16 protein-coding genes and 3 pseudogenes are annotated in these 22,279 nt (G+C 68.7%); 10 read left to right on the top strand and 9 right to left on the bottom strand.

What is annotated here, in order from left to right:
• Positions 1–38 precede the first annotated feature (38 nt).
• Entirely contained in the window at positions 39–3,143 is a 3,105-nt protein-coding gene (locus tag ACZ56E_RS12785) for an amino acid adenylation domain-containing protein (RefSeq protein WP_471213717.1), read from the bottom strand.
• A gap of 230 nt (positions 3,144–3,373) precedes the next feature.
• Here ACZ56E_RS12785 and asnB point away from each other — a divergent pair, with 230 nt between their 5' ends.
• From asnB to ACZ56E_RS12760, 5 genes are read left to right on the top strand one after another with little or no spacing between them, the layout of a single operon-like run.
• On the top strand, positions 3,374–5,263 hold the full coding sequence (gene asnB, locus ACZ56E_RS12780; protein WP_471213715.1) for an asparagine synthase (glutamine-hydrolyzing): 1,890 nt from the start codon (positions 3,374–3,376) through the stop codon (positions 5,261–5,263).
• A gap of 46 nt (positions 5,264–5,309) precedes the next feature.
• Positions 5,310–7,319 carry a hypothetical protein gene (locus ACZ56E_RS12775; protein ID WP_471213713.1) on the top strand — a complete coding sequence of 670 codons (2,010 nt, stop codon included), beginning with the start codon at positions 5,310–5,312 and terminating at the stop codon, positions 7,317–7,319.
• A 41-nt stretch (positions 7,320–7,360) separates the two neighbouring features.
• On the top strand, positions 7,361–8,575 hold the full coding sequence (locus tag ACZ56E_RS12770; protein WP_471213712.1) for an MFS transporter: 1,215 nt from the start codon (positions 7,361–7,363) through the stop codon (positions 8,573–8,575).
• Positions 8,572–9,351 (top strand): cysteate racemase, encoded by a 780-nt coding sequence (gene cuyB, locus ACZ56E_RS12765; RefSeq protein WP_471213710.1) that lies wholly within the window; start codon positions 8,572–8,574, stop codon positions 9,349–9,351. The genes ACZ56E_RS12770 and cuyB overlap by 4 nt, the downstream gene beginning before the upstream one ends.
• Positions 9,348–10,637 (top strand): ATP-grasp domain-containing protein, encoded by a 1,290-nt coding sequence (locus ACZ56E_RS12760; protein ID WP_471213708.1) that lies wholly within the window; start codon positions 9,348–9,350, stop codon positions 10,635–10,637. Before cuyB ends, ACZ56E_RS12760 begins: the two co-directional genes overlap by 4 nt.
• A gap of 142 nt (positions 10,638–10,779) precedes the next feature.
• Here the strand turns inward: ACZ56E_RS12760 and ACZ56E_RS12755 are convergent.
• A pseudogene (locus ACZ56E_RS12755) lies at positions 10,780–11,214 on the bottom strand (transposase); the annotation flags it as partial.
• A gap of 187 nt (positions 11,215–11,401) precedes the next feature.
• On the opposite strand from ACZ56E_RS12755, the gene ACZ56E_RS12750 reads away from it, so the two are divergent.
• A complete protein-coding gene (locus ACZ56E_RS12750) occupies positions 11,402–11,698 on the top strand; it encodes a hypothetical protein (RefSeq protein ID WP_471213707.1) in 297 nt (98 codons plus the stop codon).
• 55 nt (positions 11,699–11,753) lie between these two features.
• Here ACZ56E_RS12750 and ACZ56E_RS12745 read toward each other — a convergent pair.
• The 7 genes and pseudogenes from ACZ56E_RS12745 to ACZ56E_RS12715 all read right to left on the bottom strand — a co-directional run.
• Positions 11,754–12,217: pseudogene (locus ACZ56E_RS12745) on the bottom strand (transposase); the annotation flags it as partial.
• Positions 12,218–12,686: 469 nt separating this feature from the next.
• A complete protein-coding gene (locus ACZ56E_RS12740; protein ID WP_471213705.1) occupies positions 12,687–13,277 on the bottom strand; it encodes a hypothetical protein in 591 nt (196 codons plus the stop codon).
• Between the two features lie 90 nt (positions 13,278–13,367).
• Positions 13,368–13,679 (bottom strand): annotated as a pseudogene (locus ACZ56E_RS12735) (transposase); the annotation flags it as partial.
• Positions 13,680–13,829: 150 nt separating this feature from the next.
• On the bottom strand, positions 13,830–14,717 hold the full coding sequence (locus ACZ56E_RS12730) for a sulfotransferase domain-containing protein (protein WP_398310482.1): 888 nt from the start codon (positions 14,715–14,717) through the stop codon (positions 13,830–13,832).
• On the bottom strand, positions 14,714–16,222 hold the full coding sequence (locus ACZ56E_RS12725) for an MFS transporter (RefSeq protein ID WP_471213703.1): 1,509 nt from the start codon (positions 16,220–16,222) through the stop codon (positions 14,714–14,716). The genes ACZ56E_RS12730 and ACZ56E_RS12725 overlap by 4 nt, the downstream gene beginning before the upstream one ends.
• A gap of 69 nt (positions 16,223–16,291) precedes the next feature.
• On the bottom strand, positions 16,292–17,071 hold the full coding sequence (locus ACZ56E_RS12720; protein WP_471213702.1) for a class I SAM-dependent methyltransferase: 780 nt from the start codon (positions 17,069–17,071) through the stop codon (positions 16,292–16,294).
• 69 nt (positions 17,072–17,140) lie between these two features.
• Positions 17,141–17,698, bottom strand: coding sequence for an adenylyl-sulfate kinase (locus ACZ56E_RS12715; protein WP_471213701.1), 558 nt, complete (start codon positions 17,696–17,698; stop codon positions 17,141–17,143).
• 467 nt (positions 17,699–18,165) lie between these two features.
• Between ACZ56E_RS12715 and ACZ56E_RS12710 the strand changes: the two genes are divergently transcribed.
• The 4 genes from ACZ56E_RS12710 to dctA all read left to right on the top strand — a co-directional run bounded on the left by ACZ56E_RS12710 (position 18,166) and on the right by dctA (position 22,190).
• A complete protein-coding gene (locus ACZ56E_RS12710) occupies positions 18,166–18,396 on the top strand; it encodes an MmyB family transcriptional regulator (protein WP_471213699.1) in 231 nt (76 codons plus the stop codon).
• A 182-nt stretch (positions 18,397–18,578) separates the two neighbouring features.
• Complete coding sequence (locus ACZ56E_RS12705) at positions 18,579–19,463, top strand: LysR family transcriptional regulator (protein ID WP_471213698.1); 885 nt, start codon at positions 18,579–18,581, stop codon at positions 19,461–19,463.
• A gap of 94 nt (positions 19,464–19,557) precedes the next feature.
• Positions 19,558–20,616, top strand: a complete 1,059-nt coding sequence (locus ACZ56E_RS12700; RefSeq protein ID WP_471213696.1) for a tartrate dehydrogenase — start codon at positions 19,558–19,560, stop codon at positions 20,614–20,616.
• A gap of 194 nt (positions 20,617–20,810) precedes the next feature.
• Positions 20,811–22,190 (top strand): C4-dicarboxylate transporter DctA, encoded by a 1,380-nt coding sequence (gene dctA, locus ACZ56E_RS12695; RefSeq protein ID WP_471213695.1) that lies wholly within the window; start codon positions 20,811–20,813, stop codon positions 22,188–22,190.
• Positions 22,191–22,279: the final 89 nt, after the last annotated feature.

The following is a 22,279-nucleotide window of genomic DNA, read 5'->3' as shown; positions in this document are numbered from 1 at the left end:
CAGTCCAATCTTCGGGTCGGGGAGTACCTGCGGGCCGGTCAGAGCGGGATCTCGTCGATGTACGCGTCGGGCTTGTCGACCGCCGCTTCGATGAACGCGGCGAGCTGACCGGCCATCACGGTGGCGCGTTCGGCCGAGATCCGCCCCCGAGCGTGGACCAGGCGTGCCTCGTACCCGGTGGTGAACGGGAAGACCTCGAACTTGAGGTCGTAGTGCGTGTGGCGTGGGGGGAACTGGTGGACCTGCACGGTGCGGCCGTCGGCCTCGCGCCGCCAGGCCGGCATGTTCTGGAACACGAAAAGGTTCTGGAAGACCGGCAGTCGGTCGGCGCCGCGGGCGCCGCCGAGGTCGGCGACGATCCGCTCCATGGGCACCACCGAGTGCCGTGCGCCGTCCACCACCGCGGCCCGGGCCAGGTCCAGGACGTCGAGGAAGGTGGCGTCTTCGTCGATGTCCAGGCGCTGCGGGACAGTGGTGATGAAGTTCCCGGCTATCCGGTCGGTCCACTCGGGCGTCCGGTTGGCCATCGGGGTGCCGACGACAACGGTCTCCTGGCCGCTGATCCGGGCCAGCCAGGCGGTGTACCCGGCGAGCAGCGCCATGAACTCGGTCACCTGGTGCTCCCGGCTCAGGGCGCGCAGCCGGTCGTCGAAGCCGGGCGACCAGGCCAGGTCGACGCTGTCGGCAGGCACACCGAGCGCGGCGGGGCGCGGGGCGTCGGTGGGCAGGTCCAGGCCGTCCGGCGCGCCGGCCAGCGTGGTGCGCCAGTGCAGCAGCGACTCCTCGACGGCGGCGAGGTGCTCTAGGTCGGCCTCGTGCCCGCGCTGCCAGGCCGCGTGGTCGACGATCTGGCGGCGCCCGGCCCCGGCCACCGGCTCGTTCCCGGTCAGCAGGGCGAGCAGGTCCTCGGTGAGCAGCGACCAGGTCCAGCCGTCGGTGATGATCTGGTGGGTGACCACCACCAGCAGCTGGTCATCCGGGCCGAGGCTGATGCCACGGGCCCGCAGCGGCGCTCCCGCGCCGAGGTCGAAGGGTAGGTGGGCCAGCTCCTCGATCTGGGTGCGGGTCAGCTCGTCGGGGTCGCTGCCCGCCGGGGCGTCCGCCCAGGGCAGGTCCGGGCCCGCCGGGGCGATGACGGCGTGCGGCTCGCCGTCCACGGCGATGTACCGGGTGCGCAGCACCTCGTGCCGCGCCAGCAGGCGGGCGAAGGCGTCGGTGACCTGCTCCCTGGTCGCGCCAGTGATCCGGAATGCGCTCGGGGCGCTCATCGCGGTGCTGTTCGGCTCCAACTCCTGGAGGAACCAGAGGCGTTCCTGGGCGCGGTTGGGCCGCAGAGCGCCGTCGCGCGGGACGGCGGGCGGCAACTCCTCCGGGCGGTGGCTGGCGCCGGCGACCAGTCCCCGCAGCTCGTCGAGAGTGGGGCGGGCGATGAAATCGGCGATGGGCACCCGCACGCCCAGCTCCTCGGCGAGGTTGCCGAGCAGCCGTACCGCGTGCAGCGAGGTGCCGCCGGCCTCGAAGAAGTGCGGCAGGTCGCTGCCGAGCACCGTGACCCAGGCCCGCTCCACCGGTTCCAGTCCTTCGACGGACGGGGTGTCGGCGGTGGGTGGGGGCTTCACCAGCAGGCGCAGGGCGGCCACGTCGGCCTTGCCGTGCGCGGTCTTCGGGATGGCGTCGACGATGGTGAGCGTGGCCGGGATCGAGCCGACGGGCAGCACCCGGGCGAGGTCGGCGCGCCAGTCGTACGGCCCGGCGTCGGCGGCCGGTACGGCGACGGCGGCGAGCCGGGCCGTGCCAGCGGCGTCGGTCTGGGTGAGGACGACGCACTCGTCGAGGTAGGGCAGGGCCAGCAGAGCCGACTCCACCTCGCCGAGCTCGATCCGGACGCCGCCGATCTTCACCTGGCGGTCGTTGCGGCCGTGGTAGAGGTAGGCGCCGTCGGGCCGCCGGGAGGCCAGGTCACCGGTGCGGTATATCCGCCGGCTCGGGTCGGCCGGGTGCGGGACGAAGCGCTCGGCGGTGAGCTCCGGCCGGTTGAGGTAGCCGCGGGCGACCCCGACACCGGCGATGCAGAGCTCGCCGGTCTCTCCGGCTGGCAGTTCGGTGCCCTGCTCGTCCACGACCAGCAACTCGATGCCCGAGATGGGCCGGCCGACCGGCAGCGGCTCGTCCAGCGGGCGGCCGGGCTCGCAAGGCCAGTGGGTGACGTCCACGGCGGCCTCGGTGGGGCCGTAGAGGTTATGCAGCTCCCCGTGCGGCAGCCGCTCGAAGAAGCGCTGGGCGAGATCCTGGCCGATGGCCTCGCCGCTGACCATCACCGTGCGCAGCTCGGGACAGGCACCGACCGGCAGGCGGCGCAGGAACTCGCGGAGCATGCTGGGGACGAAGTGGGTGACGGTCACCCGGCGCTCCGTCAGAAAGCGGGCCAGGTAGTCGGGGTCGCGGTGGCCGTCCGGTACGGCGAAGGTGAGCTGTGCCCCGGTCATGAGCGGCCAGACGAACTCCCACACTGAGACGTCGAAGGTGTAGGGGGTCTTCTGGGCGACCACGTCGGCGGGCCCGAGCTGGAAGCGGTCCTGCATCCAGCAGAGCCGGTTGACGATCGCCGCGTGCTCGGTCAGCACGCCCTTGGGACGGCCGGTGGAGCCGGAGGTGTAGATGACGTACGCCAGGTCGGTGGGCGCGGCCGCGTCGATCCGGACCGCCTCGGCGGCGCCGTCCTCGGCGTCGCGCGGGCTCAGACAGGGTATGCCGTCCGCCAGCACGGCGAGCCGGGCCGGGTCGCCGGCCAGCACCGCGACGGGCGCGGAGTCCTGCAGCAGGTCCTGGATCCGGCTGTCCGGGTCGGCGGTGGCGAGCGGCAGCCAGGCGGCGCCGGCCCGCAGGACCGCGACGATCGCCACGGCGAGGTCCACCGAGCGCTCCAGATGGAGAGCCACGATGCGGTCCGCCGCGGCGCCTGAACGGACCAGACGGGCGGCCAACGCGGCGGAACGGCGGTCGAGTTCGCGGTAGTCGATCACCTCGCGGTGGTCCGACACCGCGGGGCGGTCGGGTGTCCGCCGGAACTGCTCGACCAGCAGCGCCACCAGGGTGGTGGACGAGTGCGGGTGCTGAATCGGCTCCGATCGGGAACCAGGCACGGTGAATCCCTCTCCCCGTTGATTTGATTACGCATCAACTCTTCGAGCGGCGCGGGCAAGTAGCCGCGGAATCGGCTCGGAAAGCTTCCAATGCTCCCCGAACGATTGCATGTTAAAACTAAGTCCGGAAGATCAAACGGGATGTGAGCTGAGTCACGGCAACATGATCATGCTCGCTGCTATGGTCATCGCTCGCAGTCGGTGGATCGGATTCACCGAAAGGCCGTTGAATGAGGGGGGTTTGCGTGTGTGGACTCGCGGGCTTTGTAGGCTTGCAGCACGACCCCCGATGGGCGCGCGAGCGGCTTGAGGCGATGGGTGCGGTGATCGCGCATCGAGGTCCGGACTCCCGCGGCTATCACGTCGACGAGACCGTGGCCTTCGCCTTCACCCGACTCGCCATCAGGGACTTGGCGTCCGGCGACCAGCCGATGTACAACGAGACTCGCGAGATCGTCGCTATGACGACGGGCGAGATCTACAACTATCCACAATTGCGTGAACTTCTTGTGGCGCGCGGCCACACTTTGCATACCAAATGCGATACCGAGGTAATCCCGCACCTCTACGAGGAGTTCGGTCGGGAGCTCTTCAGTAAGCTGGACGGGCAGTTCGCGATTGTCCTCTTCGACTATCGTGAGAGAGTCTTTCTGGCGGCCCGCGATCATTTCGGTGTGACACCCCTCTTCTACACTCACCGGGGCGACGCACTCGTCTTTGGCTCCGAAGTCAAAGCCATGCTGGAGCACCCGACGGTCGAGCGCCGGGTCGATCTGACCGGGCTCGACCAGGTCCTCACTCTGCCTGGGCTGGTCAGTCCGCGGACCATGTTCGAGGGCATCCACAGTGTGCCGCCCGGCACCGCCGTGGAGTACCGGCCGGGCGACCAGCCCAAGACCTGGACGTACTGGGACCTGGCCTACCCTCGCGCCGACGCCGAGCTCGATCACCACGACGAGACCTACTACGTCGACCGGGTCGAGGAGCTGCTGATCAAGTCGGTCGAGAAGCGGCTGCAGTCCGACGTCGAGGTGGGCTTCTATCTCAGCGGCGGACTGGACTCCTCGCTGATCGGCGGTATCATGCGGCACCTGCTGCCGGACGCCGAACTCCGCTCCTTCGCGGCCGCGTTCCCGGAGCGCGAACTCTCCGAGAGCGACTACCAGCGGCTGATGAGCAACGTGCTGGACAGCACGCACCGCGAACGCCTGGTACACGACGAGGAGATCAGCGCGCGGCTGCGCGACGTGGTCTGGCACGCCGAGTGCCCGCTCAAGGAGTCCTACGACTCCGCCGCGCACACCCTCTCCGAGGCCGTCCGGGAATCCGACGTCAAGGTGGTGCTCACCGGCCAGGGCGCCGACGAGTTCTTCGGCGGCTACATCGGCTACCGTTTCGACCACCTGCGCCGCGCCCAGCCCGGAGCGGTGGTCTCCACCGACCTCGCCGAAGCCCGCCTCCGGGCCCGGCTATGGGGCGACGAAAGCTTCTTCTACGAACGTAACGACGTCGAGTTCCGCGCCACCAAAGCCGCCCTGTACTCGGCCGCGGTGCGCGAGCGGCAGCTGGAGATCGACTGCCTCGAGCACCCGCTGGTCGACCCGGAACGCCTGGCCGGCCTGCACGATCTGCACCGCCGCTCCTACCTGGACCTCAAGCTCCGGCTCGGGGACCACCTGCTCGGTGACCACGGAGACCGGATGACCTTCGCCCACTCGGTGGAGGGCCGCCACCCCTTCCTCGACCGCGAGCTGGTCGAGTTTCTGGCGACCGTGCCGCCTGAGCTGAAGCTGAAGGGCCTGGAGGAGAAGTACCTGCTCAAGCAGGTCGCCCGGAACTGGATCCCGGGCCGGATCGTGGACCGCGAGAAGTTCGGCTTCACCGCGCCGGGCAGCCCGCACCTGCTCCGCCAGGACGACCCCGCCATCAAGGCGCTGCTCTCACGCGAACGCATCGAGGCGGACGGCTACTTCGACCCGGACCGGGTGGAACAGCTCGTCCGGCAGTACTCGACTCCCGGGTTCCGGATCAACGTCCCGTTCGAGACGGACCTCCTGATGACGGTCATCACCTTCAACATGCTTCTCGACCTGTACCACCTGCCGGCGCATACCGCCTGACGAGAGCGCCGTCCCGTCCATCCGGATCACACCGCCGAGGGAACCGATGCAGCACAGCGATCCGACTCAGAGGATCACCGAAGGACTCAGCGACTTCCTGTCCGGCCCGGGCGGCACCCTCGCCCTCGCCCGGATGCAGACCCTGGGGCAGCCCACTACCCGCTCCACCGAGCTGACCGCCCCCCGGCCCGCCGACGGCGCCGTGGGGGTCTGGCACCACGAGGACGGCCTGCTCCGGCGGGACGCCGGGCGCCGCGAGGAGTGGCGCTACTGGGCCGACCTGCCCGAGATACGCCTGCGCGCCGGGCGCCGCCGAGTGGCCGTGCTCGGGGAGTCCGCCACCCGCGGCTACTTCTTCGACCCGACGTACTCCCTGGCCGGCCTGATCGACACCCGGCTCGCCGACGGCCAGGTCGACGTCCTCGACCTGGCCCGCACCAACTGCTCGTTGCCGGAGCTGTTGCAGACCGCCGCCGACGCCTGCGCGTTGGGCGTGGACTCGCTGGTGGTGCACGCCGGGAACAACTGGAACAACGTCGAGCCGACGCCCACCGAGCGCCACGAGCTGGCCGCCCTGATCGCCGACGGCGGCTTCCCGGCCGCCACCGCGGCCTTCCGCGAGCTGATCGCCGACATCGCCGCCAACGCGCTCGACCTGCTGCGGGAGATCGCCGGGGAGACCCCCGTCGTCCTGGTGGTTCCCGAGTTCAACCTGGCCGACTGGGTGGACGAGCCGATGCTCGACTGCCCGGCGCTCCCCGCGGGTCGCCAGCCGCGCTGGCTGGAGCTCCGACGTGAGGCCGAACAGGCTCTGGATGCGGGCGATTTGGAGCGCGCCCGCACGCTGGTCGCTGACCTGCGGGAGCTGGACGGCGGCAGCTCGCCGGTCACCCACCGGCTGGCGGCCCGCTGCGCCGAGACCCCCGGCGCGGCGCTCGAGGCGCTGCGGGCGGCCCGGGACTCCGTGGTCAGCCCGTTCGCGGTGCACTCCCCGCGCACCCTCACCTCCGTCCAGTACCTGCTGCGTGAGCGCGGCGAGAAACTCGGCTTCCGCGTGGTCGACCAGCAGACCCTCTTCCAGGACGACCAGCAGGGCGTGCCCGGACGCCGCTTCTTCCTCGACTACTGCCACATGAGCTTCGAGGGCCTACTGCTCACCGCTGGCGCGGTGGCGGCGGCCCTGGCCGACGCGCTGGAGCTGACCGTCAAGCCCGCCGCACCCATCGAGCCCGCCGCCGACCGGCTCGCCCTGGCGCACTTCCTGGCCGCCGTGCACAACGCCCACTACGGGCAGGGCGAGGAGGTCCTGCGGTACCACGTGGCCCGGTCCCTGGAAGCGGACACCGCGGTCGCCGAACGGATCGAGGACTACCTCGACTACCAGACCCGGCGCGCCCCGAACTGGATGTGCTCCTCCTACGAGCGCTCTGCCGAAGAGCCCTCGGTGCGCCGCTACCTTGTGGTCGGCGACGGCCGGCTGAACGGCAAGCTGGCCGACCACACGCTGCGCGAGGTCATGCTGGACGAGTTGGAGCGGCACGGCCGCCAGGTGCGCGAGCGCCACCAGGAGCTGCTGGTGGCCGAACAGGCCCCCGGCACTGACCTGCTGGCCGATCCCGCGCTGGCCGCCACCTTCAACGAGCGGCGGGAGACCGCCTTCGCCCGGCGGGTCGCCTACCTGCGCGCGCACGCGTCGCTGACCCGTTCGACCCTGGTGCTGGCCGAGCCCACCGCGCTGACCGTCGAGCTCACCTGGCGGCTGCCGGGCCAGAGCCCGTCCACCGGCGTCCGACTCACCGTCAACGGTCAGGAGGTGGGCGCGGCCGAGCTCGGCACCGACTGGCAGTCCGACACCTTCGAGGTCCACCCGGAGCTGCTGCGGCGCGGCCGCAACACCGTCGAGATCCACTGGCCTGCCGACGGCGACGGCCACGACGGTGTCCTGCTGGACGCAGGGCCGCGACTGGAGTGCGGGGAGACCGTCCCGTGCCACCCGGTGCACGGCCACGTCCACGACTGGTCGGTCCGTCCGGTCGAGTCTGTCGGCGCCCGATGAGCGCTGGCCCCGCCCTGTGGGCACGGCTGAGCTCCACGCTGATGCTGGAGCGGCGGGAGACCAGGCTGCTGCTGGCCAGCGCCACCGCCGACTCGTTCGGAACCGGCATCTTCACGGCCACCTCGGTGCTGTTCTTCACCCAGATACGAGGGTTCGACGTCACCTCCGTCGGTCTCGCCATCTCGCTCGGCAGCCTGTGCGCCTTCGTGTTCAGCCCCCGGATCGGCAGACTGGCGGACCGGGTCGGGGTCAAGAAGAGCCTCATCACGCTCTTCCTCATCCGGGCCGTCGGGTACGCGCTGTACGTGCTGGCCACTCAGTACTGGCTGTTCGCGGTGCTCGCCTGCCTGGTCACCACGGCCGACCGGTCGAGCCCGCCGATCAACATGACCGTGATGGGCCGGCTGTTCGAGGCCAAGGAGCGGGCGACCATCCTGGGCACGATGTACACGGCGCGCAACGGCGCGATCGTGCTCGGCTCACTGGCCGCCACACTCCCCGTGGTCACCGGCTCTACCGTGCTCTACATGATGGGCGTCGTCATCAACGCGGCTACCTTCATCGCCGCGGCATTGCTGGTGGCCAGGCTCCAGGTGCCCGAGCCCGCCACCACCGAGACCGGCGGCAAGCGGGAGCGCAGCGGCCGCTCGTCGCCGCTGCGCGATCCGCGCTACCTGGCGATCACCGTGGTCAACGGTGTCTCCATGTCGCACAACACGATCCTGTCACTGGTGCTGCCGCTTTGGGTCACTCAGGCGACCAGCGCGCCCAGTTGGGGTCTGACCACGCTGCTTGCGCTGAACGGCGTGCTGGCGATGAGCGCCCAGGTGCCCGTGAACCGCCGGTTCGCTAACTTCTCGGCCGCGCTGCGCGCCCCGGTGTTCGGCGGGATGGCGGTGTTCGTCGCCTGTCTGGCCTACGCCGTCTCCGGGGAGGTGTCCCAGGGCTGGGTGGCGCTGGCGGTCCTGATGGTTGCGATGGTGGCACACACCGCGGGGGAATGCCTCTTCACCGCCAGTACGCCGCTGTCCTACGACCTCGCCCCGAAGGAGTCGCTGGCCCAGTACCAGTCCTTCTACAACCTGGGTCGGGTGGGCCAGGACCTGGTCGGGCCGGTGCTGATCGTGGCCCCGTTGGTCAAGCACGGCACCCCGCTCTGGGTGCTGATCGGCGCGGCGGTTCTGGCCGCCGGCCTGGTGCCGAAGGCGGTGCTGAGCCGACACCACCTCGCCACAGCCGGGGAAGTGGGCCGATGAGCGCCGTCGCGTACGAGCAGGCGGACTCCGTTCGCACCCGGCGGCCCGCCGGGTCCGACATCGTCGGCGTGCTCGGCGGGATGGGGCCGGCCGCCACCGCGGATTTCTTCGCCAAGCTGGTGCGGGAGACGCCCGCAGCCCAGGACCAGGAGCACCTGCGCACCCTGGTGTGGTCGGACTCCACCGTCCCCGACCGCACCGCCGCGATCCTTTCCGACGGGCCCAGCCCGCTGCCCCATCTGCGGGAGGGGGCACGGCTGTTGGTGACCACGGGGGCTACCGTGATCGCCATGCCCTGCAACACTGCACACGCCTACCTGCCGGAGCTGCGGCGCGACGTCACCGTGCCCTTCCTCAGCATGATTGACGCCACGGTGGGGCGGCTACGTCGGTGGGACCAGCCCATCACCAGGGTCGGGCTGCTGGCCACCACCGGGACCCTGGTCGCAGGGTTGTACCAGGAGGCCCTGCGCGAGCAAGGCATGGAGGCGGTCGTCCCCGCACCGCTGCTGCAGCAGCGGTGCGTCATGCGAGCGGTCCGACTGGTCAAGGCGGGCCGCCCCGACACGGCCGGGCAGAGTCTGGAGCCGGCCGTCCGCAACGTCGCCGAAGCCGGCGCGCAGATCATCATCGCCGCGTGCACCGAACTGCCGCTGGTCCTCGGCCACCGCGCCGGGGACCTCCCGGTGTTCGACCCCACTACGGCGTTGGCCCAGGACGTCGTCGCCCTCGTACGGCGGCGTTCGCAGAACAACCGAACGAAGGAAGCACTATGACACAGCGCGTCTGCCTGGTCTCTCCCAAGCCGCCGATCCTCCAGCGGGCCAGGCAGCTGAAGCTCGATGTGGTCTGCGTCTACACCCCGGAGGAGTTCCGCGCGCTGCCGCTGGACGCCGTCAAGGGTGAGACCTGCCTGGTGCTGCGGCACCGGGAGGACCCGCGGTCGATGGTGGAGGCGGTGCGGGCGCTGCAGGCTCAAGCCCCGTTCGCCGCCGTCTTCACCGTTCAGGAGGAGGCCGTCATCCCGGCCGCCCTGCTCAACGACGCACTCGGGCTGAACGGCGTCCACTCGGACACCGTGGCGCTACTGACCGACAAGTGGCGGATGCGCCAGCACACCGCCGAACAGGGCGTCAGCACCGTGCGGGCCGCCATCGGCACCACCCTCGCCGACATCACCGAGTTCGGCACCACGGTGGGCTACCCGTTGATTGCCAAGCCGGTGGGCGGCTCGGCGAGCCTCGGCATCCACAAGATCGAGGACGCGGCGCAGGCCAAGGGGGTGCACGCCGCGCTGGTCGAACTCGGCCTGGACTGCTTCCTGCTGGAGGAGTACCTGGAGGGCCCGGAGATCAGTGTCGACGCGCTCTCCGCCAACGGCCGACACGTGGTGATCGCCATCGCGGACAAGATCACCGGTGCCGGGTTCATGGAGTACGGGCACTCTATCCCGGCCGCCCTGGACGCCAGTCTGGAGGCGGAGGTCGCCCGGACGGTCGGCGGGTTCCTGGACTCCATGGGCCTGCGCGACGGCCTGTCGCACACCGAGATAAAGCTCACCCCCACCGGGCCGAAGGTGGTCGAGGGCCACAACCGGCGCGGCGGCGACCGGATCAACACCATGACCGAGCTCGTCTACGGGATCGACCTCGAAGGCACCGGCCTGGCCCAGGCGGTCGGCAAGTTCGAGCCGCTCACCGAGCGTCCCACCGCGAAGTGCGGGGCGGCGGTCGCCTTCTTCGAGGCCGAACCGGGCCGACTGGTGGCCATCGAGGGCGCCGAGGAGGTCCGTAACCACCCCGCCATCCGCGAATTCCACCTGCAGTTCGAGGTGGGCAAGGTGCTCCCGCCGGTGCGCTGGTCCCCGGACCGGGCCGGGTTCCTGGTGGTGACCGCCGAGACCGGCGAGGCAGCGAGCGCGCTCGCCCGCTCGCTGGCCGCCCGGGTGCGGTTCGTCACCGAGCCGGTTGAGGCCAGGGGCGAGGAGCTGCAGCGCCAGCGCGATCTGCTGACGGAGCTGGACCAAGCGGGGTACGTCGGCGCACTGGACGCGAACCGCTGAACCTTGCCTTCGTGACGGGTTGTTGAACCCTCTGTCGGCCATGCACCGCCCTGCCGTCCGGGACTTCCGGAGCCCCGGAGGCGGGATCGGCGTGCGCCAGGGCGTCGGCGCGGGCCGTCAAAGGTCGTTTTCTCCTGGTGTTTCATCCCTGATTGCGGCTTTGGTGTGCTGGTGTCGGGTCGCGCCAGGAGATGGTGTTCTCGCCGGTGAGGCGGCGGGCCACGAGGTCGGTCATGGCGAGGTGGATCATGGCTTCGGAGCGGGCCGGGAGGGTCTCGTAGTCACGGGCCAGGCGCCGGTGGAGCATCAGCCAGCCGTAGGTCCGCTCGACTGCCCACCGTTTCGGAATCGGGCTGAATCCGCAGGCCCCGGGGCGGCGTTCGACGATTTCCATGTCGATGCCGAGGGTGGCGGCGTGCTCGACCAGATGCTTGCGATAGCCGCCGTCGACCCATGCTTTGCGCAGGCTGGGGTGGGTGGCGGTGATCTGGTCGAGCAGGTGGGTGCCGGCCGTGGAGTCCTGAACGCTCGCGGCGGTGACCAGGACCGCCAGCAGCAGGCCGAGGGTGTGGGTGATTCTGCTGGTAGTAGAGCAGCTGCACCCATGCTGAACAGGTAGAACGGTAGTTGGTGCAGCCTTCGGTCGGGGGCTGGTCCGCAAATGGTCCGGATCTTGGTCTGGCGGCGCTAGTTCGGGTCGTGTTGCGGCGGCAGTGAGAGGGATTGAGAGCAGACGGGTCAAGTCGGGCGGAGCCCAGTCCGCCATGACCGAACGGCTCCTGCCCAAGCAGCCGACGCCGCAGGAGCCTGCTGGGGGCGACATCACTTTGCGCGAGGTCCTGGAGCAGAAGCACCCGGACATCGAGCTGAGCCCTGAGGCCGAGGCCGAGCTCATCTCCTTCTTCGATGCCCTTGTTAGGCTCATAGCGGGCGAGTTGCCCGAGGGCCGGGGCGAAGGCATCACGAAGGACGAGGTCCATGCCGCCGTCAAGAAGGCCCTGCCAGCGGGCCTCGCCCAGCAGGCCATCACCGCAGCGGAACAGCAACCCACCGAGAAATAAAGGGCTTGAGCACAGGGTGTGCACCTGCCGAGCACTGCCTCCTGCCCCGCCTGAAGTGCTTGCGGTAGCCGCCGTCGACCCAGACCTTGCGCAGGTTGGGGTGGTTGGCGGTGGCCTGCTCGAGGAGGGTGCGGCCGGCGGTGGAGTCCTGGACGCCGGCCGCGGTGACCAGGACGGCCAGCAGCAGGCCGAGGGGTGACGTTGCTTGCCCTCCTGCTGGCGCACCAGCTCCCGCAGCAGGCCGTTGAGCTGGGCGAAGATGCCATCGCTCTGCCATCTGGCGAAGTAGCCGTAGACCGACTGCCAGGGCGGGAAGTCGTGTGGGAGGTAGGCCCACTGGCAGCCGGTGCGGTCCACGTAGAGGATCGCGTTCATGATCTCGCGCAGGTCGTGCCGGGGCGGGCGGCCGAAGTCCAGGGCGCGGCCGCGGCGCTCGAAGCGCCAGGCGGCCAGCACCGGTTCCATCAACTCCCAGCGGGCATCGGACAGATCACTCGGATAGGCACGACGTTCCGTCATGACGTCGGCGTACCGCCGAACCGGGGCGTGCGCCCAGGCGTGCACCCGACCTTGCGGAAGCACGGAACAGACCTGGGCGTCTTGGAATGAGACAGGCGTAAAACGGCTCCCGTCACGGGGGCCACATCATCCGACTCGACAACCACAGTCGGCCTGCCAGTCCCGCCCGCACCAGACTATCGACCTGCATAAACATGGAGCTATCCCCCCATTGCAGGGGAAAATGACCTCTGAGAACCCATCTTTGAACCTTGATCTCGTTCCTCCGCTTGCGGTAATTCGGCAAGGGAATTGCGGAGTGATTCCGCCCGCGTCACACACATTTTGCGTTGGCAGGCCGTTCGGGCGCGGGCCGGCGTGAGGATGCTGCCGCTACCGGGTGGGGCGGGCGTTGTGGCACATGGCGTCGCGCACACAGAGACAGCAGCTAGACCCACTGCAGTCCTCGCCACGGTTGTATCGGTGGTGGTCATCGCCTGATCGGGTTCTTGAACGTCCAGACATAGGGAGGCTTGCCGTCCTTGGGAGCCCAATACACGGCGAGCTCCTTGGCTCCCTTGGGAACCATGTACGTCTGGCATATGACGTGACTTCGTCCCGGCTTCCAGTTCACGATGTCCAAGTCCTTCTCGCAGCCGGGGGCGTCGTCATCGGCGTAGGCGAGGTTGGAGCCGGGGGTGCCGTCCGCATAGATCTCGACGATGTCGCCGACGTTCGGATAGGTATTGAAGTCAACTCCGCCCCTGCTCGTGTACTTCACATGCGCGACGACAGGCACATAGCCCGTGACCTTCTTCGGGTCGGGCATGGCTTCGGCGTCCGCCTTCGTACCGACGGTCACCTTCTGCGCCACGGCGGTGTATGTGATCTCCCCTTCGTCCTCTTCGAAGGCCGTGGTGACGCTCTCACCCGCACTCAATTGGCGCACGGCGGCTTTACTGGCGCCGCCCTTGGACCTGCTGCCACTGTCCTCGTCAGGTCCTGCGCAGGCGGTCAGGGTTAGGGCCAGGATGGACATGGGGGCGGCCGCGCGCAGCCACAGCAGCTTCCGGTTTTGCATGGTCTCGTCTCCTCGAAACGTAGTCCGTGGCCTGCGACTTCGATCGAGCAGTCCGTCCGGAGCGGGCGACCAGCCTATCCAGGCGACTCAGGCTGCTTGGGCGGCAGCCACTGGCCGGGGTGCTGCCGCGTTGGGGTGGGCGGTGGGACGGGTAATCCGGCGGGTCATGAGCATGATCGCGGCGAGGGTGAGCATCGCTTCGCTGTGCTCGGGCCGGGTTTCGTAGTCGCGCACGTTGCGGCGTGCGTGTACCAACCACGCCAGCGACCTCTCCACCACCCACCGACGCGGCAAGATCACGAACCCCTGAGCACCCTTGGGCCTGCTCACGGTCTTGATCGTCAAGCGGAGGAACGACTTCGCCCAGTCCACGAGCTTGCCTGCGTAGGCCAGGTCTGCCCAAGGGCCCAGCATATCGGTCTTGACCGTGGAACTTGGCGCCTACCCGACCCGACAGTCGGGCCGTCAGCATTCCCAGACATCGAAATTCCGCCACCAGCAAGCAGAAAACCCTCGACGGAGGCACCGTCGAGGGCTCATGCGGGATCGAGGCTAGGCTGTGGTCATCTCGTAGCCAAATTGTCGGGCTACGTCGGCGATCTTTCCGGCGCCGAATTTTCGGCGCAGGCTGGGCGTCATCCAGCTGTGCCATTCGTTGGGTGTGCCGCTGCGCATGATGCGGGTGTTCGTGGCGCCGGTGCCGTCTCCGGTGCCCGATCGCTGCTCTTCGTGCGCGCGCATGTTGTCGAAACTGCTCCGCTCGACCGCTCGTACGAGGTCGGAGTGTTTGACGTCCACTTCGAGGTCCTCCAGGCTCTTGCGCAGGGCCGGTACCGGGTCGGTTTTGAGGTCCTCGAAGGTCGTTACCGTGCTTCGCTGAAAACCGCCGCGCGCCTGATCCCACGCGTCGTAGAACGACGACCAGTCCTCAAGTCGGCTGACTCCGGCGGGGCCCGGCTGCTCCAGCCATTGCTCGAAGGTGCCGGGCAGGAGATCTACAGGGTCTTTTGCGAAGTTGGTGCGGAACTTGTGCCAGGAGTAGAGGGAGTCACGCGGGTCCCTGATGAGGATCCAGGCCCCGAGCAGCGGGCGTGGTGCCAGGAAATCAGGGGTGAGGTGTGTCTTCACGAAACGGGGCCACCGTGGCCTGCCCAGCTCCTGGCCGTCCCAGGTGCGGTGGTCGGTGGCTGCCAGCCTGCTGCGGTATTCGGCGTAGGCAGGCACGGGATGGCTGGTGCCGTCGGCGTTCAGGGAGTCGATGTAGGGGTCGGCGTAGTTGAGGCCGAGTTCGAGAAGAATATTACCCAAAAGCGATTGGCCGGAGCCGCCGATGCTGGCGACGGCGATGTCCTGGTGGCCGAGCTTTTCGATGTTGTCCTGGTAGAGGGCGTTGTACCGGTCCTGTATGCCGTGCAGGAGGTAGTAGATCTTGTCGCTCATCGCTTTCCTCTGTTCACGTGTACGGGAGGATGGGGCGAGGACGGTGCGTCGCTTGTGCCGGTGACCGCCGATGCCTGGCCGGAGCGGCCCGTCCCGGCTCCTGGGGAATCGCCCAGTAGCGCGACCAGAACTCCGCCGATGGCGGCAATGACCGCTGCGACGGCGAAGGCCAGTTGGTAGCCGGATGCCAGCGCCGCGGTATGACCGGTCGCTGTTGCGGAAGCGGTGCGGGCCGCGGCGGTACTGCCCAGCCCCGCGATGGCGAGGACGCCCGCGACGTACTTGGCGGTCTCGAAGACGCCGTAGCCCACACCTTTGTCGTCGGGGGAGATGTCCTTGCCCGCGGCGACATTGAAAGAGACAGCGCCGACTACGGTTCCAAGACCCAGGATGAGGAGGCTCGGGAGGATGTGCGGCAGGTAGGCGCTGTCCGGACCGGCCAGGGCGAGCAACGCCAGGGCGACTGCGCTGACGAACTGTGCGCTTGCTGCCACTAGCGTCCAGCGGTAGCGGCGAAGAAGCCGGTTGGACACGGACGAGCCGATCAGAACGACCAGCCCCAGGGGGCTGAAGGCCAGTCCCGCGGCGAGGGGGCTGTAGCCGAGTGCTTGTTGGAAGAAGAGCAGCCCGATGAAGACACTGCCCTGGTAGGCGAATTCGTTGGCCGGCATGGCGAGTACCGCAGTGCGGAATGAGGGCACACGCAGGATGCCCAGACGCAGGAGGGGGTCTGCTGCTCTGCGTTCTCGGATGACGAAGCCGGTGAACGCGAGGGCGGACAGCACCAGGGGACCGAGGGTGCTTGGGGAGAGCGCGCCCGCGCTCTCGGTGTTCGTGATGGCCAGGACGAGCAGCATGAGAGCGGCCATGGACAGGGCGACGCCAGGCAGGTCCAGGCCGCTGGTCTTGAAGGCCGGCGCCTCGTGGTCGAGGATTTTGGGTGCCAGCAAGGCGGCGAGGAGTGCGACCGGCACGGAGAGCAGGAAAACGTAGCGCCAGCCGAGCCCTTGCGTGACGACGCCACCGATGATGGCACCGCCTGCGGCCCCCAGTCCGCCGGCCACCGCGACCGCGGCGAACAAGCGGTTGCGCTGGGCCGGGGAGGCTTTCGCGCTGATGATCGCGAAAGAGGTGGGGACCGCGAGTGCGGCGCCCGCGCCCTGCAGCATGCGCCCTGGCAGGAGCAGCCACAGTGCCGGGGCCAGCCCTGCCAGCAACAGGCCGGCGATGAAGAGGGCGAAGCCGGTGATGAGGACCGGACGGCGTCCGTAGCGGTCGCTCAGTCGGCCGCCCAGCAGCAGCATGCCACCAAGGGGCAGGGTGTAAGCCGTCATGACCCACTGCGTGCCGGCTTGGCTGAGGCCGAGACTGTGCTGCAGGGCGGGAAGGGCCACGGTGACCACCAGGCCGTCGAAGACGACGAGGAAGTTGGTGGTGGTGAGCAGCGCAGTGAGCAGAAGCGCCCGATGACGGCGAATCCATTCAGCAACGAGAGAGCCAGTCATGATCTACAACCTGCCCGGGCGCGAGGGGTCTGTCACGCCACCAGTTGGCGCGGTGAGACAACAGCGGATTCACGCGGTCGCGCGACGGGCTGCCCACGCGCGGGTGAGGTAGGTGGTCTCCACCGTCTCGGCGTCACCGATGCGACGCCGCGCGTAGTCGAGGAATTGTTCGAACTTCTCCTCGCCGAGCTGTACACGGACATCGTTCACCGAACGCCAGACGCCGATGTAGTGATCGACACTCTGCTGCACGTGGTGACGTCCCTCCAGGAGCATCACGTCGTCAAAGTGCGGGCTGGCCGCCAGTCGGTCGGAGAGTTCGTCCATGAGCCCCTGCCGGGCGGAGGAAACCCGCTTCATGTCCGGCTTCAGCCTCTCCAGTTCCGCTTCGATGTCGGTGAGCAGGGCGCTGGCCTGGATGTAGCGGGGATTCCACAGGGCGACGAACCACCCGCCGGGGCGCAGCAGGCGGCTGAACTCCTGTGTGCCCTTGTCGAAGTCCACCCAGTGGAAGGACGACGCCATCGTCACGAGATCCGCCGACGCGCTGGGCAGGCCGGTGTCCTCGCCGCTGCCGGTGCGCCAGGTGATGTCGAGGTGTGCGGAATCCCTCTCCCCGGTTGCCCGCATGGTGTCGTTCGGGTCGACGGACGTCACGGACCGAAAGCCGGCTTCTGCGAGCATGCGGCTCCAGATGCCGGTTCCCGCTCCCACGTCGACGGCATCGCAGGCCCCGGCGGATCCGCCGAGCAGCCCGACCAGGGCAGAAACGACTGAGGGCGCATACCCTTCGCGGTATTTGGAGTAGTCCTCGGCCAGGCTGGTGAAGTCACCGTGCTTGAGGGTCACAGTCACGTTTATTCCTCTTCCGTCACGCAGGGCTTGAGATGCGGCTGATTGCGGGTGAAACGGTTCCGGTCAGCGGGCTGCTCCCGTCAGGCATTCATCCAGAATGCGCGAGGCCGCCGCATCCGGGTCGACGTCAGAAAAGTTTGCTATCTCCAGGTCGGGGCTCTCCGGGAATTCTGGTTCGACTCCGATGCCGACAATATCTTTGTCATCCGATTCGCTGTACACTCCCTTGCTGTCTCGCTTCTTCAACTCTTCCAGCGGTACGTCGAGGAACACCTCGTAGTAGCGCTCGATGTTCTCCCTGTTCCACTTGTGTACGTCATGGAAAAGGGAGATGGTCGCGCAGATCACGACTTGTCCCTGGCTGGCCAGCATGCGGCTGAAGCGGGCGTACGTGTAGGCCATCCTGCGTCGGCTTTCACGGTCGAACGACCTGGTTTCCCCGACGACCTCCCGCACGATATTGCCATCCAGCAGGACTGGCCGTATGCCGTGAGAGCGGATCTGCCGAGCCAGAATTTTGGATACCGTCGTCTTGCCCGACTCCGCGAGTCCGGTAATCCAAAACACGCCGCCCTCGCGCAGGATGGCCGCCGGTGTGGAAACCTGATCAGTTGAAGCCATGATGCCGTCCTCCGGATGTAATAACCGCGTGGGCAGGTGGGCGGATGTCACCGTTCGCGCTTTTGACTGGCGCGGCGACCCGCTGCAACGCCTGTTCAGGAACTCCCCAATTCGCCTTTTGCGAACTCCGGTTGAACTTTAGAAATGCCCCACCCTTCGCGTCAAGAATGGCAGCGAAAGAGACAGAGGTGGCCATGCCCGGTTACCCGACTTCACGCAGGCCATGTTCCCGTTTTCCGCAAAGTCCACTTCGCGTCGCTGCGGGTTAGCTCTTAAGGTAACCAACTTCGCAAGACGCGCTTTTTATGTAAAGGGTAGAATTTCGGCATTTTATGGCTAGGTAAGTGCATGGGCCAAGAAGAAGGGGTGGCGTGCGTCACACCTGGCAGGGCCAAGATCACGCCACGCCGGCCCGGCGGTCGACACGTGTCATGGTGACGCTCCATGCGCGGTCACAGCTTGGTTGGGTGCCGAACTCACCCGTGCCACCCTGCTCCACGCCTCGGCCCGACTCCGAGCCGTATCGCGCCCCGCGGCCCGCCCGTGACGAGCTCAAACGCTTCGCGCCCCCGGTCGTCGGCGGCCTCGTCCTGCGCAGGCAGGCGTTCACCGTCGGCGGCGCCGAGCAACAGGTGATCATCGTGTACCAGGCGACGGCCGGGAGCCCGTCGGAGGCGGCCCTGGCGCGGCTCGCGTGACGCGCCAGCCCCGGCCGCCGTTGGCCGGATCAACCGCGACGACTGCCTCGGTGGACGTTGGCCGGCCACTCGCCCGCGGCCCGAGCCGCACCGGCCCCGCGCCGGGCGGCATGCTGATCCGGCACACTGGGCCCCACAGCGGAGGGCACCTCCCTGGCCAGTGAAGATCGAAGATCGAAGTCATGGATATCCGGCAGTTGGAGTACTTCCTGGCCGTCGTCGACCGCGGCGGTTTCAACCGGGCCGCTTCGGCGCTGTATGTGTCGCAGCCGTCGTTGTCACAGGCTGTCCGTGGGCTGGAGCGTGATCTGGGTACGGAGCTGTTCCACCGGATCGGACGCCGCGCGGTGCTGACGGAGGCGGGCCGGGCGCTGATCGAACCGGCCCGTGCGGCGGTACGGAGCCTGGAGGTCGCCCGGGCGAGCGTGGCGTCCGTCCACGAACTGCGGGAAGGGCGCCTCGATGTGGCCTCGATGCCGTCCCAGGCCGTCGAGCCGCTGACGTCGTTGATCCGTTCCTTCGCCCGCCGCCATCCGGGCGTGACGGTGGCCGTCCGGGCCGTCTTCACGGCTCGGGACGTCGTCGGCGCGGTGCGGACAGGGGCTGCGGAGCTCGGCCTGCTGGCGTCAGCCGGGAGGGTGCCGGACACGGAGGTCCGCGCGCATGTGCTGGGGAAGCAGCGGTTCGTGCTGGTGGTCCCGCCGGACGGGCCCTTCGCCGGCCGGGAAGCGGTGGCGTGCGAGGAACTGGCGGGTCAGCGGCTGATCGTGGGACAGCCCGGGACGGGGATGCGGGCATACGTCGACTCTCTGCGTGACCAGGGCATCGACTTCAGCGTGGCGGCGGAGACGGAGCACCGGGTCGCGTTGCTGCCTCTGGTGCTGGCCGGGGTCGGGCTCGCGGTCGTGACGGATTCCTGGCGGGAGATCGCCCGGCGGTCAGGGGCCGACGTGCTGGCCATCGAACCCGCGACCGCGCTGAATGTTGCCCTGATCAGCCGCCGGGGTGTCCTGTCCCCGGCAGCCGCCGCTTTCTGGGGAATGGCCGTCCCCACCGGCACCGGCTGACAGACGGCGGCCACCGACTGATAGGCGGCCGCTATAAGGGAGATCCGGTTTCTGTCTTGGACGTCTGCCTGGGCGCGTTGCTGGAATCGAAGGCATGACGAACCACCGCATCGCCCTCATCCCCGGTGACGGCATCGGCACCGAAGTGCTGCCCCCCGCGCAGCAGGTACTCGACATCCTCGGCCGCCGGCACGGCTTCACCCTCTCCTACACCTCCTACGACGACTGGTCGTGCGAGCGGTACCTGCGCGAGGGCGCCATGATGCCCGCCGACGGCCTCGCCCGGCTCCGCGACAAGGACGCCGTCCTGCTGGGCGCGGTGGGCCACCCCGCGGTGCCCGACCACATCTCGCTGTGGGGACTGCTGATCCCGATCCGTCGCGGCTTCCGCCAGTACGTCAACCTGCGGCCCATCCGAGTCTTCGAGGGCATCGACAGCCCGGTGCGAGGGGCGCGGGCCGGCGAGGTCGACTTCGTCGTCGTCCGGGAGAACATGGAAGGCGAGTACAGCGAGGCCGGCGGGCGGCTCAACCGGGGGTTCCCGGACGAGATGGCCGTACAGGAGGCCGTGTTCACCCGGGCCGGCGTCACACGTCTGCTGGACTACGCCTTCCACCTCGCCGAGCAGCGCAAGGGCCGGCTGACCTCGGCCACCAAGTCGAACGGCATCGTGCACACCATGCCGTTCTGGGACGAACTCGTCGCCGAGCGGGCCGCCTCGTTCTCGCAGGTCGGCTGGGACCAAGAGCACATCGACGCGCTCGCGGCCAAGTTCGTCCTCGAACCGGCCCGCTTCGACGTCGTGGTCGCCTCCAACCTCTTCGGCGACATCCTCAGTGACCTCGCCGCCGCGGTGGCCGGGTCCATCGGTGTCGCCCCGGCGGCCAACCTCAACCCCGAGCGGGAGTTCCCCTCGATGTTCGAACCGGTCCACGGCTCCGCCCCCGACATCGCGGGCCAGGGCATCGCCAACCCGCTGGGCGCGATCTGGTCGGCCGCCATGATGCTCGACCACCTCGGCCACCCGGAAGCGGCCAGGGACATCACCGATGCGATGGCCGCGGTTCTGGCCAAGACCGACGTACGCACCCCGGATCTGGGCGGCACCGCCTCCACGGCCGAGTTCACCGACAAGCTCCTCGAACTCCTCTGATCCTGCGCCCTCTTGGCCCTGCGCCCTCTCTACGGCGGCCCGGACGAAGCCGCCCCACACTCCGCCAGCGCCCGCGCCCCTTACGCGCCCGCGTCCCCTACGCGCCCGCGCCGCGCCCGCCCACCGGCCTCCCGACCCCTGAGGACCCTTCCGCGTCCCGGTTGTGCCCCCGTTCCTCAACGAGGAGAAACGCCATGGCAGCATCCGCCCCGCCGCCCGCAGCTCCCGCACCCTCCCCGGCCGAAGCGCCCAGGAAGCCGTGGTACCGGCAGCTGTACTTCTGGGTCCTGACCGCCATCGTCGCCGGTGTCCTCACCGGCTGGCTGTGGCCCTCGGCCGGTACCGCGATGGAACCCGTCGGCACCACCTTCGTCACTGCGATCAAGATGCTGATCACGCCGATCGTGTTCGTGACCATCGTGGCCGGCATCGGCGGTGTCGACAGCCTCGGCCGGGTGGGCCGGGTCGGTCTGAAGTCCCTGCTGTACTTCCAGGCCGGCACCCTCACCGCTCTGCTCATCGGCCTTGTCGCGGTCAACGTCTTCCAGCCCGGAGCCGGCGTCCACGCCCACCCCGGCGACCTCCAGCTGACAGCAGACGCCGGTCAGTACGTCAAAGACGGGGAAGACCAGTCCTGGTGGCACTTCCTGACCGGCCTCGTGCCCACCAGCGCCGTCGGCGCCTTCGCCGAGGGCAACATCCTTCAGGTCCTCTTCTTCTCGGTCCTCTTCGGCATCGCCCTCAAGGCCGTCGGTCCCGTCGGCGAGCCTCTCGTCGACGGCATCCAGCGCCTGAGCGCCGTCGTCTTCAAGATCCTGCACTACGTCATGCTGGCCGCGCCCGTGGGCGCCTTCGGCGCGATGGCCTTCACCATCGGCACATACGGCTTCTCCACCCTGACCAGCCTCGGCCGGCTCATCGGGCTCTTCTACGGCACCTCGGCGTTCTTCGTGATCGTCGTCCTCGGCGCGGTGACCGCCGCGCTCAGGATCAACATCTTCCGGCTGCTGCGCCACCTGCGCGAGGAGTTCGTCCTCGTCCTGGGCACCTCGTCCTCCGAGAGCGCCCTGCCCCGGCTGATGCAGAAACTCGAAGGGCTCGGCATCCGTCGCGACATCGTAGGCCTGACCGTCCCCACCGGCTACTCCTTCAACCTCGACGGCAGCTCCATCTACCTGTCCCTGGCCGCCGTCTACATCGCCCAGGCCACCGACACCCCCCTGAGCATCGGCCAGCAGCTCGGCCTGCTGGCCGTCATGCTCCTCACCTCCAAGGGATCCGGCGGCATCACCGGCGCCGGCTTCATCGCCCTCGCCGCCACGCTCACCACCGTCGGCACCATTCCCACCGCCGGCATCATGCTCATCTTCGGCATCGACAAGTTCATGTCCGAATGCCGCGCCCTGACCAACCTCGCCGGCAACGCGGTCGCCACCCTCGTCGTCGCCCGCTGGGAAAACGGCCTCGACACCGCCCACGTCAACAAGGTGCTGCGCACCGGGAAACCCCAGCCCTCGCCCGCGCAGGAACAGCCAGCAGCCGCCCTGCCGGCACAACTGCCGACAAAAGCCTGACCATCAGCCCCGACATCCCGGGCTCCTCTCGTGCCACGGCCCGGCAGCAGACCGCCCCCAGCGGCGGCCATGTCGGTGAAGGGGCGAAG

The sequence above is a fragment of the Streptomyces sp. NPDC039480 genome (genome assembly GCF_055597165.1).
This window is presented reverse-complemented; position numbering and strand designations above follow the sequence as displayed.

Bases quoted from the DNA above. Each gene is read 5' to 3' on its own strand.
- ACZ56E_RS12715 (WP_471213701.1), bottom strand. From the start codon at position 17,698: ATGGCTTCAACTGATCAGGTTTCCACACCGGCGGCCATCCTGCGCGAG.
- ACZ56E_RS12725 (WP_471213703.1), bottom strand. From the start codon at position 16,222: ATGACTGGCTCTCTCGTTGCTGAATGGATTCGCCGTCATCGGGCGCTT.
- asnB (WP_471213715.1), top strand. From the start codon at position 3,374: ATGAGGGGGGTTTGCGTGTGTGGACTCGCGGGCTTTGTAGGCTTGCAG.
- ACZ56E_RS12740 (WP_471213705.1), bottom strand. From the start codon at position 13,277: ATGCAAAACCGGAAGCTGCTGTGGCTGCGCGCGGCCGCCCCCATGTCC.
- ACZ56E_RS12730 (WP_398310482.1), bottom strand. From the start codon at position 14,717: ATGAGCGACAAGATCTACTACCTCCTGCACGGCATACAGGACCGGTAC.
- ACZ56E_RS12775 (WP_471213713.1), top strand. From the start codon at position 5,310: ATGCAGCACAGCGATCCGACTCAGAGGATCACCGAAGGACTCAGCGAC.
- ACZ56E_RS12750 (WP_471213707.1), top strand. From the start codon at position 11,402: ATGACCGAACGGCTCCTGCCCAAGCAGCCGACGCCGCAGGAGCCTGCT.
- ACZ56E_RS12770 (WP_471213712.1), top strand. From the start codon at position 7,361: ATGCTGGAGCGGCGGGAGACCAGGCTGCTGCTGGCCAGCGCCACCGCC.
- cuyB (WP_471213710.1), top strand. From the start codon at position 8,572: ATGAGCGCCGTCGCGTACGAGCAGGCGGACTCCGTTCGCACCCGGCGG.
- dctA (WP_471213695.1), top strand. From the start codon at position 20,811: ATGGCAGCATCCGCCCCGCCGCCCGCAGCTCCCGCACCCTCCCCGGCC.
- ACZ56E_RS12760 (WP_471213708.1), top strand. From the start codon at position 9,348: ATGACACAGCGCGTCTGCCTGGTCTCTCCCAAGCCGCCGATCCTCCAG.
- ACZ56E_RS12705 (WP_471213698.1), top strand. From the start codon at position 18,579: ATGGATATCCGGCAGTTGGAGTACTTCCTGGCCGTCGTCGACCGCGGC.
- ACZ56E_RS12700 (WP_471213696.1), top strand. From the start codon at position 19,558: ATGACGAACCACCGCATCGCCCTCATCCCCGGTGACGGCATCGGCACC.